Origin of the sequence: Burkholderia sp. Ax-1720, from assembly GCF_011753035.1 — a bacterium.
In the GTDB taxonomy this organism is placed as follows: Bacteria; Pseudomonadota; Gammaproteobacteria; order Burkholderiales; family Burkholderiaceae; genus Burkholderia; species Burkholderia gladioli.
Genome location: NZ_VWWK01000217.1, coordinates 1 through 9,411, shown reverse-complemented (window position 1 = coordinate 9,411; position 9,411 = coordinate 1). Strand labels below are relative to the sequence as shown.

The 9,411-nt window shown below is 69.9% G+C and carries 11 protein-coding genes and 1 pseudogene; 3 read left to right on the top strand and 9 right to left on the bottom strand.

The genetic code is table 11. The annotated features are described in order from the left end of the window. From F3J18_RS32865 to F3J18_RS32845, 5 genes and pseudogenes are all read right to left on the bottom strand, one after another. A pseudogene (locus F3J18_RS32865) lies at positions 1–238 on the bottom strand (flagellar motor switch protein FliN); the annotation flags it as partial. Continuing rightward, entirely contained in the window at positions 231–1,229 is a 999-nt protein-coding gene (gene fliM, locus F3J18_RS32860) for a flagellar motor switch protein FliM (RefSeq protein ID WP_025097292.1), read from the bottom strand. The gene fliM and the pseudogene F3J18_RS32865, both read right to left, overlap by 8 nt. A gap of 17 nt (positions 1,230–1,246) precedes the next feature. Then, positions 1,247–1,744, bottom strand: coding sequence for a flagellar basal body-associated protein FliL (fliL, locus tag F3J18_RS32855; protein ID WP_166916271.1), 498 nt, complete (start codon positions 1,742–1,744; stop codon positions 1,247–1,249). A 324-nt stretch (positions 1,745–2,068) separates the two neighbouring features. Beyond that, positions 2,069–2,788, bottom strand: coding sequence for an LrgB family protein (locus F3J18_RS32850; RefSeq protein WP_105827238.1), 720 nt, complete (start codon positions 2,786–2,788; stop codon positions 2,069–2,071). Positions 2,789–2,798: 10 nt separating this feature from the next. Continuing rightward, entirely contained in the window at positions 2,799–3,314 is a 516-nt protein-coding gene (locus F3J18_RS32845; RefSeq protein WP_345891758.1) for a CidA/LrgA family protein, read from the bottom strand. Between the two features lie 140 nt (positions 3,315–3,454). On the opposite strand from F3J18_RS32845, the gene F3J18_RS32840 reads away from it, so the two are divergent. After that, positions 3,455–4,399 carry a LysR family transcriptional regulator gene (locus F3J18_RS32840; protein ID WP_166916269.1) on the top strand — a complete coding sequence of 315 codons (945 nt, stop codon included), beginning with the start codon at positions 3,455–3,457 and terminating at the stop codon, positions 4,397–4,399. 168 nt (positions 4,400–4,567) lie between these two features. Here F3J18_RS32840 and F3J18_RS32835 read toward each other — a convergent pair whose 3' ends face one another. Further along, positions 4,568–5,029 (bottom strand): MarR family transcriptional regulator, encoded by a 462-nt coding sequence (locus tag F3J18_RS32835; RefSeq protein WP_013696119.1) that lies wholly within the window; start codon positions 5,027–5,029, stop codon positions 4,568–4,570. Between the two features lie 160 nt (positions 5,030–5,189). On the opposite strand from F3J18_RS32835, the gene F3J18_RS32830 reads away from it, so the two are divergent. Continuing rightward, entirely contained in the window at positions 5,190–5,441 is a 252-nt protein-coding gene (locus F3J18_RS32830; RefSeq protein WP_013696120.1) for a hypothetical protein, read from the top strand. Between the two features lie 262 nt (positions 5,442–5,703). Then, positions 5,704–7,239: an efflux transporter outer membrane subunit gene (locus F3J18_RS32825; protein ID WP_166916267.1), complete on the top strand. Its 1,536-nt coding sequence runs from the start codon at positions 5,704–5,706 to the stop codon at positions 7,237–7,239. Between the two features lie 89 nt (positions 7,240–7,328). Here the strand turns inward: F3J18_RS32825 and gspN are convergent, their stop codons facing one another. The 3 genes from gspN to gspL all read right to left on the bottom strand — a co-directional run. Further along, the gene (gspN, locus tag F3J18_RS32820) at positions 7,329–8,099 is read right to left on the bottom strand and encodes a type II secretion system protein N (RefSeq protein ID WP_166916265.1); all 771 of its coding nucleotides are present in this window, start codon (positions 8,097–8,099) and stop codon (positions 7,329–7,331) included. Positions 8,100–8,145: 46 nt separating this feature from the next. Continuing rightward, a complete protein-coding gene (locus F3J18_RS32815; protein WP_043278000.1) occupies positions 8,146–8,655 on the bottom strand; it encodes a type II secretion system protein M in 510 nt (169 codons plus the stop codon). Continuing rightward, positions 8,652–9,411 (bottom strand): type II secretion system protein GspL (gspL, locus tag F3J18_RS32810; RefSeq protein ID WP_166916263.1); only part of this gene is annotated, 760 nt, incomplete at its 5' end. The genes gspL and F3J18_RS32815, both read right to left, overlap by 4 nt.

Sequence of the window (9,411 nt, the reverse complement as noted above, 5' to 3'; positions counted from 1 at the left end):
TGGTGCGGCCCAGTTCGACGGTCATCTTGACGGGGATGTCGAGAATCATGTCGATGTCGTTGTGCGTCGAGTTCGAGGCCGCCTTCGACAGCGGCTGGAACACGCCGGCACCGGTCGCGCCGGAGGCGATCGGCTGCTCGTTCTGCTCGGCGAGCGCGGCAGCCCAGTCGTCCATGGCTTCGTCCGCCGCGTCGGCGCCCGCTTGCTTGCCGTCGGGCGTCGGGTTCAGCTCAGTCATATCCACCTTCCTTCGTCGTATCGCTCGCGCCGATCATGCGGTTCACGCGCAGCGCGTATTGCCCATTGAAAATCCCGTAGCCGCATTCCATCACCGGCACGCCGTCCACCTTGGCGGTCACCGCGTCGCCGATGTCGAGCGGCAGCACGTCGCCCACCCGCAGGTTGAGGATCCGCTCGAAGGTGGTCGGCACCTCGGCCAGGTCGGCCGTCAGCTCGACCTCGGCGGCCTGCACCTGCTGCGACAGCACGCGCACCCAGCGGCGGTCGACCTCGAGCGCCTCGCCCTGGATCGGCGAGCTCAGCACGTCGCGGATCGGCTCGATCATCGAGTAGGGCATGCAGATGTGCAGGGTGCCGCCGGTCGGGCCGAACTCGATCGAGAACTGCGTGACGATCACGATCTCGTTGGGCGTGGCGACGTTGGCGAACTGGGTGTGCATCTCCGAGCGCACGTGTTCGAACTGCAGCGGCCGCACGCTCTTCCAGGCCACCGTGTAGTGCTCGAACACCATGTGCAGCAGCTTGCTGATGATGCGCATCTCGGTCTGCGTGAAATCGCGGCCCTCGACGCGGGTATGGAAGCGCCCGTCGCCGCCGAACAGGTTGTCGACCACGAAGAACACCAGGTTCGGGTCGAACACGAACAGCGAGGTGCCGCGCAGCGGCTTGACGTGCACCAGGTTCAGGTTGGTCGGGATCGGCAGGTTGCGGGTGAACTCGCTGTACTTCTGCACCTTCACCTGGCTGACCGAGATCTCGGCGGTGCGGCGCATGAAGTTGAAGATGCCGACGCGCAGCAGGCGCGCGAAGCGATCGTTGATGATCTCCAGGCCGGGCATCCGGCCGCGGACGATCCGTTCCTGCGTCGCGAGGTTGTAGGGGCGGACACCCGAGGTATCGACCGGTTCGTCGGTCGAATCGATCTCGCCGGTGACGCCCTTGAGGAGGGCATCGACCTCCTCCTGCGACATGAATTCTTCGTGGCCCATGGCGCTCCCTTGGCGGCTTACTGGACGACGAAATCGGTGAACAGCACCGCGTCGACGCGGGCGCTGCGATTGCCCGGCTGCGTCGGCTGCTCGATCAGGGTGCGCAGCTCGTCGGCCAGCTCGCGCTTGCCGTCGAGCGTGGCGAGATCCTCCGGATGCTTGTTCGACAGCGCCAGCAGGATCCGGCTGCGGATCTCGGGCATGTGCTGGGTCAGGTAGTCCTGGGCGGTCGGATCGGTGAGCTTCAGGGTCAGGCCGATGCGCAGGTAGTGCAGGCCGTCGTCGGACTGCAGGTTCACCGTCATCGATTCGAGCGGGAAGAACACCGGCGTGGCCAGCGACTGCGGCGCGGCATGCGCGGCGGCCACCGGGCCTTCGTGCTTGAGCAGGAAGTACCAGGCGGCGGCACCGCCCGCGGCGGCGATGACCAGGCCGATCAGCGCGAACAGCACGATGCGCTTGAATTTGCCGGTGGGCGGGCGTTCGGGTGAAGCGGAGGCGGTCGTGGTGGCCATGAGCTTGCTTACGTGATGACTCGTAGCCTGATTGTCAGCGGACCGACTGTTGCGCGATGGGAAGAACAGAGGGGGGATTTGCGTCCATCTCGCTGGTTTGTCGAATCGGGGAACGCACGCGGCGCGCGGCAAAGGCGGCGGCAGCGGGGAGGCCGGAAGCGTGCCCCAGGCAGGCCCGGCGGGGCTCGCGGCGGTGGCGAGGGCCGTCGCCGGGCGCACGCGATTACGCAGTCGCGGCGCCGAAGTGATGATTGTCTCCCGCCGATGTGGAATCGGCGTGACAGGTGCCAGCCCGTCGACTGGCGCCGAAGAGGCGATCGCTCCCTACACGGGCAGGTGCGCCAGCAAGGGCGCGAGCAGCACCATCGCCACGCCGGCGATCATCATCGTCAGGCTCGACACCACGCCTTCCTCGCCGCCGATCTCGCGCGCCTTGGCGGTGCCGACCGCATGCGCGGCCGCGCCGAACAGCGCGCCGCGCGCCAGCCGCGAGCGCAGCGGCAGCACCGCCAGCAGCAGCTCGCCGAGCAGCATGCCGCACAGGCCGGTGGCGATCACGAACAGCGCGGTGAGATCGCGCGGCGCATGCAGGCGGTCCGAGACGGCCAGCGCGAAGGGCGTCGAGATCGAGCGCACCGCGAGGCTGCGCTGCAGCTCGGGCGACAGGTGCAGCAGTCTGGCCAGCAGCAGCGAGCCGCCCACGGCGGCCACGATGCCGACCGTCACGCCCACCGACAGCGACAGCCAGTGGCGGCGAATCAGGTGCCGGTATTCGTGGATCGGCACCGCGAAGGCGATGGTGGCCGGGCCCAGCAGCCACATCAGCCAGCGCGTGTCGTGGAAGTAGACGGCATAGGGGATGCCGCTCAGCGCGATGGCCGCCACCAGCAGCGCCGGCACCATCACCAGCGGCGAGAACAGCAAGCTGGGGCGCTTCGCGTAGAGGCGTTTCGCCGCCAGGTAAAGGGCGATGGTGGCGGCCAGGCAGAGCGCGGACAGCGCGCCGCTGGCCGCGGGCGAAAGCTGGGCGAGGTCGAGGTTCATGGCGCTGTCCTCAGGCCTGGCCGCGGATCGGGATGATCGGCTGGCGCTCTCGCGAGCTGCCGCGCATGGCACGCGCCAGCGCCAGGCGCCGCTCGAAGCGGGCCGCCCGCTCGACCGCCAGCGCCACCGCGCCCATCACCAGCATCGTGCCTAGCACCACCACCAGGGCCAGCCGCCAGCCCTCGGCGCGAAACAGCCCGCCGTACTGGACCGCGGCGACCGTGGCCGGAATGAAGAACAGCAGCATGTCGGTGAGCAGCCAGTTCGCGCCGTCCCTCACCGCGGCCGGGCGGACCCGGCCCGTCATCAGCAGGACCAGCAGCACGGCGAGCCCGACGATGCCGGCCGGCACCGGCAGCCGGCAGATGCGCACCAGTTGATCCGCGAGCGCCCACAAGGCCGCCAGCGCGGCCGCCTGCAACACCACGCGCGCGGCACGCGCCAGCGCTGGCGGCAGGCCCGGCGCCACGGGCTGCGCGGTTTCGGGGGAGGGGGAGGGAAGCGGGGCCAACGGGAGCTTGGACATGATGCGCGGCACGACTTGATCGACAGGACGAGCCGAGTATAGGATCGGCCTTGTCATAAATAAAATGACTTGTTCCCATCGAAATCATTCCCGATCGGAATTCTTCATCCCGGGAATCCCTGGCTCATATCGGAGGCCGCATGGAGCTGCGCGCGCTGCGTTATTTCGTCGAGGTGGTCCGCCAGCAGAGCTTCACGGCGGCCGCCGAGCAGATGTTCGTGACCCAGCCGACCATCAGCAAGATGGTCAAGGCGTTGGAGGACGAGATCGGCACGCCGCTGCTGCTGCGCGACAGCCGCCAGATGGTGCTGACCGACGCGGGCCGGATCGTGTTCCTGCGCGGCCAGGACGTGCTGGCCGCGCAGGCCCAGCTGCAGGCCGAGCTCGACGACCTGGCCGAGCTCGGGCGCGGCGAGCTCACGATCGGCATCCCGCCGCTGGGCGGCGCCGCCTTCACGCCGGCCATCGCCGCGTTCCGGCAGCGTTATCCGAACATCGAGCTGAAGCTGTTCGAGCAGGGCGCGCGAATGATCGAGGCCGCGCTCGCCTCGGGCGAGCTGGAGCTGGGCGGGGTGCTGGAGCCGGTCGATCCGGCCGTGTTCGAGGTGCTGCGGATGGTGCGCGCGCCGCTCTGGCTGGTGGCGCGGCGCGGCTCGCGCTGGGACCAGGAGGACACGGTGCCGCTCGCCGACTTGGCCGAGGAACCCTTCGTGTTCTACGCCGAGGCGCTGGCGCTGCACCAGGCCGTGCTCGACGCCTGCGCGCAGGCCGGCTTCACGCCCTCGATCGTGAGCCGCAGCGGCCACTGGGACTTCATGGCCGCGCTGGTCCATGCCGGGGTGGGCATCGCGCTGCTGCCGGCGCCGTATTGCCGCCGGCTCGATCCGGCGCGTTTCAGTTGCCGGCCGATCGTCGAGCCCGAGATCGACTGGTCGATCGCTGCGGCCTGGAAGCGGCGCGGCTACCTCTCGCATGCGGCGCGGGCCTGGCTGGAGGTGGCGCGCGAAGTGGGCCCGGTCGATACCGACGACGACCTGGCCTTCGACAGCCTGCGCGCCTGGCCGAGCGTGGGCGGGCCGCGCTGAGGGGTGATACCGATCGGTATCGTGTCGATGCCGGGTCGATTGCTGCCGCGACAGGCATATCGAGGGTTTGCGCGAATCCGATCGCCCGGGCGGCGCAACGGAAATGCCCCTTTTTTAGAGGGCGTGGAAAAGCGTGAAGTGCCGGGCGATGCTCGCGGCGTTCGCCTCTCAGGTGCCGGCGGGCAGCGGCGCGTTGGCGATGAAGCGCTGCAGCAGCGCCGTCATGGTCTGCAGCTCATCGGCCGAGAAACCGGCCAACTGCGCATTGAGCTCGCCCGCCATCAACCCCGGCAGCGCGTCGGCCGCCGCGCGGCCCGGCCCGGTCAGCCCGAGTTCGATCACGCGCCGGTCCGAGGCGCTGCGGCGCCGCTCCAGCAGGCCTTTCTTCTCCAGCCGGTCGAGCATGCGCGTCATCGATCCGCTGTCGTACGACAGCCGCCGCGACAGCTCCAGCGGCGTGCCGGCCTCGCCGCGCGCCAGCAGCAGCATCACGCCGATCTGCTGCGCGGTCAGCCCGAGCGGGGCCAGCGCCTGGTCCATGCGCTCGACGAAGGCCTGCCGCGCCCGCGACAGGTAGTGGCCGACGCTGGTCTCGAGCTCGATGTTGGCGGGGTCGTAGAGGGGAGCCATCGCGCGGAAGGGAAATCTGTTGTTTCCAGGGGAAAACCGCGCTCAGTATCTTGAAAATTGCTTGCTTGGTCAATATTATTTCAGGCAACCAATCCCGCTTCAGACATCCGCGAGCACCATGCCCACCCTTGCCTGATCCGCTACCCCGAGGAAGTTCGTCATGCCGTACCTGATCCAGATCGCCGGCGCCCTGCGCCGCTACGCCCGTCCCCTCTTGGCCCGCTCCCCGCGCGGCTGGAAGCTTGCGTTGATGGTGGCGATGCTGGTTCTGCCGGGCGGCTCGCTGGCGGCACTCGGTTTCGCCTGGATCGACCAGCGGCGCCAGCGCGCCAAGGATGCCGCCGCCACCTCCGACGAGCCGTCCTCGTGGCGGCTCGCGCTACGTCTGCACCCGCCGCATTGCACGCATTGAGGCTGCCGGCCCGCGACGGCGCCGACCTCACCGTTCCCATTCCCTCCTCGCTCCTCGCCAGCTTTCGGCGCCGTAATCGCCGGTAACCAGCCACCCCGCGCCGGTAACACATCGGCTCGCCGCCACGTCTTAACCTTACGGCTGATCCGATCGTTTTTCCCGCGTTCGTCAGTTACCATTTCGGCCAGGCCGCGCGCAGCCGCGCCGTCGGCCGCATCGTTCGTCGCCCCGCATGCGGGCGCGCCCAGACAGGAATCCAGTCATGCAGCCAGTTCTTCCCTTGCGTGCGCATCACGCGCTGCGCGTCGCGGTGGCAACGGCCGTCGCGGTGCTCGTCGCCGGATGCGCGGTCGGTCCCGACTACCATCGTCCCGAGGTATCGGTGCCGGCCTCCTACAAGGAAGCGCCGGAAGGCTGGAAGGTCGCGCAGCCCGACGATCGCACCGATCGCGGCCCCTGGTGGGGCATCTACCAGGATCCGCAGCTCGACGACCTGATGAGCAAGCTGAACACGGCGAACCAGTCGGTCGCGCAGTTCGCGGCAGCCTATCGCCAGGCCCACGCGCTGGTGGCCGAGGCGCGCGCCGCGTACTTCCCGACCGTCGGCGTGAGCGCCGGCGGCACGCGCTCGGGCAGCCCGGGCAGCACCGTCCAGGGCTTCAAGACCGGCCGCACCAACAGCACCTCCTACAACGCCGGGCTCGACGCCTCCTGGGAACTCGACCTGTGGGGCAAGGTGAGCCGCAACGTCAGCGCCCAGAAGGCCGGCGAGCAGGCCGCCGCCGCGGACCTCGCCAATGCGCGCCTGTCCGCCCAGGGCACCCTGGCGCAGACCTACTTCCAGCTGCGCGAGACCGACGCCGCGCAGAAGCTGCTCGACGACACGGTGGCCTCGTTCCAGCGCTCGCTGACGCTGACCCAGAACCAGTACGCGCAGGGCGTGGCCGCGCGCTCGGACGTGATCCAGGCGCAGACGCAGCTGCAATCGGCGCAGGCCTCGGCGATCAACAACGGCATCGCGCGCGCGCAGTTCGAGCACGCGATCGCCACCCTGATCGGCGTGCCGGCCTCGAGCTTCTCGCTGGCGCCGATGCCGCTCACCGCCGAGCCGCCGCGCACGCCGGCCGTGGTGCCCTCGGCGATCCTCGAACGGCGCCCCGACGTGGCCGCCGCCGAGCGCCGCGCGGCCGCCGCCAACGAGCAGATCGGCGTGGCGATCGCCGCCTTCTTCCCGACCCTCACGCTGTCGGCCAGCGGCGGCGTGCAGAGCTCGGCCTGGTCGCAACTGTTCTCGCTGCCCTCGCGGGTCTGGACCGTCGGCCCGCAACTGGCGGCCACGCTGTTCGATGCCGGCCTGCGCTCGGCGCAGACCGAAGCGGCGCGCGCCAGCTACGACCAGAACGTGGCCGAGTACCGCGCGGCCGTGCTCAGCGCGTTCCAGGACGTGGAGGACAACCTCGCCTCGCTGCGCATCCTGGAGCGGGAAATCGTGGTGCAGCGCGCGGCCGTCGATTCGGCCCAGCGCGCGCTCGACATCGTCACCAACCAGTACAAGGCCGGCACCGTCGACTACGTGAGCGTGCTGACCGCGCAGACCACCGCCTTCAACGCCGAGCAGCAACTGGTGGTGCTGAGCGGCAATCGCATGGTGTCCTCGGTGAACCTGGTGAAGGCGCTCGGCGGCGGCTGGGACGCCTCGCAGATGGACCGCGAGACGGGCTCGGTGGAAGCGCCCGTCGCGGCCTCGTCGCCGTCGGCTGCCTCGGCTGCCGCGAGCACGCCGGTCGCGCAGCGCTGAGGCAAGGACAATCGGCAGCACCAAAAAAAGCGCCGACGGCATCACACCGTCGGCGCTTTTGCATTCGAGTCGATCCCGTCGCTCGACGATCAGAAGGTCAGCGACACCGTGCCCGGGCCGACCGGATGACCGAGCAGGTTCAACAGGCCCGCCAGGTTCTCGCGCTGCGCGTCGTCGGCGCGCGCGGTGCCGGTGAACGAGGAGGCATGGCCGGCGAAGCTGCCGTGCCCTTCCAGGAACAACGGCCCCTTGAGCGTCGACAGGTCGAGCGTCGAATTCGCGCCCTGCGCCTGCCAGACCGCGCGATAGGAGCCGAGCGGCTTGACGATCGAGATCCGCGAGCTGACGTCGTTGATGGTCACGGTGAGCTGGCCGAACACGTCCTGGCCGAACAGCCGCCAGTCGCTCCAGCCGATCCGCACGTCGCCCTGCAGGTCGAGCGTGTTGAACGGCGTGCCGAGCCCCACCAGCAGCGAGGCCGGCACGGCCATCGCGCCCGCCGAGACGGTCGCGCCGCGCAGGCTGGCGTTGACGGTGATCGCGTCCGGCATGGCCTGGGTCTGGCGCATCTGCATCTGCACGCGGCCGGTGAACAGCGGCCAGAACGCGGTACGCCATTCGATGCGGCCCGGCAGCAGGGTGGAGGCGCTGCGGTCGCTGCCCGGCGCCAGCAGCAGGGTGGCCGAGCCGTGCCAGAGCGAGCCGTCGGGATCGACCAGGTTGACGTGGCCGCCGGTGGCGCGCGAGAACTGCGGCGTGACCCAGGCGGCCGGCAACAGCGCGACGATCACCACCAGGCTCGCCAGCGCGCCGACCACCAGCCACGGCAGCGCCGCGCGAATTCTCATCCAGACCGTCATCGGCGTGCGGCCTCCGCCGTGACGGCAGCCATCTTCATGCTGAAGCTCATTTGTTGTTCGCGCTCGACGGTTGCATGACCACGGTCAGGTCGACCTGGCCGTCTTCCTTCAGCGCGGTGGCATGCGCCTCGCCGACCTGCACCTTGAACTGCTTGCGCACGTCGTCCACCCACTGCGTCCAGGCCGGGAAGGCCGCGTTCTTGAGCTGGATCTGCACGCCGTTGCCGACCACCTGCACCTGCGCGGCCGCGAAGCCGTGATCGGACAGCGAGCTGGTCAGCGCGTCGCGCAGCGCGATGCCGGTGGGCGCCACGCCCTGCGCGGCGGCGGCCAGCGAGCGCGCCTCGTTGGCCTGCTCGGTCATCTGCGCGAGCTGCAGGCGCATGCCCGGCAGCGAGGTGGCGATCTTCTCGCTGTTCTCGGCCGCCGGCGACCACAGCAGCGAATACAGCACCACCAGCACCAGCAGGGCGCCGCCCCAGCCCAGCAGCAGCTTCTCGCGCGAATTGCGCTCGTCCCAGAACTGGGTGAGGGTTTCGGTCAGTTCCGCCTTCATGATCCGCTCCGGATGGTCCATTTGCCCGTGCTGCTGTCGATCTCGCCCGACAGGCCGTTACGCGCCAGGCGCGCGCCGAAGTCGGGATCGACCTTGATGGCGGGCTTGAAGCCGACGTCGAGCCGGCGGTCGTGATAGTCGAGCGAGGCGATGCCGTTGGCCGGCAGCGGCCCGAGCGAGCGCGCCACGCCGCTGGCCAGCGCGAGGAAGTCGTTGGGCGAGAGCTCGCCGGCGGCCACCCGCAGCTGGTCGATCTGGCGCGTCATCTGGGCGGGCGGATCGAGCACCGTGGTGGTCTTGGGGAAGGCCGTCAGCAGCGTCTCGGTGATCTGCGCCGAAATCGCGTCGCGCTCGCGCGCCAGGCGCCACCAGTGGATGTTGATGCCGACCACCGCCACCAGCAGGGTGATCACCGCCAGCGCGGCGGGCAGCTTCAGGCGCGTGAGCGTGGCGCGGTCGAAGCGCCAGGGCACGATCTCGAAATCGAACTGGCAGAGGTTGAAGCGCGTCTCGAGCGCGCGGCGGGCGAAGGTGTCGAAGGGCAGCGGCGTGGTGCCGGGAATCGCGTCGGGATCGGCCGGCGGCGTGATCGAGGCGAGTTGCGGCTCGGCACCGGGCGCGCCGAGCTGGTACAGCTCGAACGGCCCGCCCGCGGTCAGCGCGGCCAGCGTCGAGCCGGCCGAGGCGGCCGGCGCGGTGAGGCCCTCGCCGAGCGCGCCGCGACCACGCTCGACGCGCACCAGGCCGCGCTGATCG

Excerpts from the sequence above, each read along its gene's own strand:
- F3J18_RS32815 (WP_043278000.1), bottom strand. The coding sequence starts at position 8,655 with ATGAAGGCGGAACTGACCGAAACCCTCACCCAGTTCTGGGACGAGCGC.
- F3J18_RS32830 (WP_013696120.1), top strand. The coding sequence starts at position 5,190 with ATGCCGTACCTGATCCAGATCGCCGGCGCCCTGCGCCGCTACGCCCGT.
- fliM (WP_025097292.1), bottom strand. The coding sequence starts at position 1,229 with ATGGGCCACGAAGAATTCATGTCGCAGGAGGAGGTCGATGCCCTCCTC.
- F3J18_RS32845 (WP_345891758.1), bottom strand. The coding sequence starts at position 3,314 with ATGTCCAAGCTCCCGTTGGCCCCGCTTCCCTCCCCCTCCCCCGAAACC.
- fliL (WP_166916271.1), bottom strand. The coding sequence starts at position 1,744 with ATGGCCACCACGACCGCCTCCGCTTCACCCGAACGCCCGCCCACCGGC.
- gspN (WP_166916265.1), bottom strand. The coding sequence starts at position 8,099 with ATGACGGTCTGGATGAGAATTCGCGCGGCGCTGCCGTGGCTGGTGGTC.
- F3J18_RS32840 (WP_166916269.1), top strand. The coding sequence starts at position 3,455 with ATGGAGCTGCGCGCGCTGCGTTATTTCGTCGAGGTGGTCCGCCAGCAG.
- F3J18_RS32850 (WP_105827238.1), bottom strand. The coding sequence starts at position 2,788 with ATGAACCTCGACCTCGCCCAGCTTTCGCCCGCGGCCAGCGGCGCGCTG.
- F3J18_RS32825 (WP_166916267.1), top strand. The coding sequence starts at position 5,704 with ATGCAGCCAGTTCTTCCCTTGCGTGCGCATCACGCGCTGCGCGTCGCG.
- F3J18_RS32835 (WP_013696119.1), bottom strand. The coding sequence starts at position 5,029 with ATGGCTCCCCTCTACGACCCCGCCAACATCGAGCTCGAGACCAGCGTC.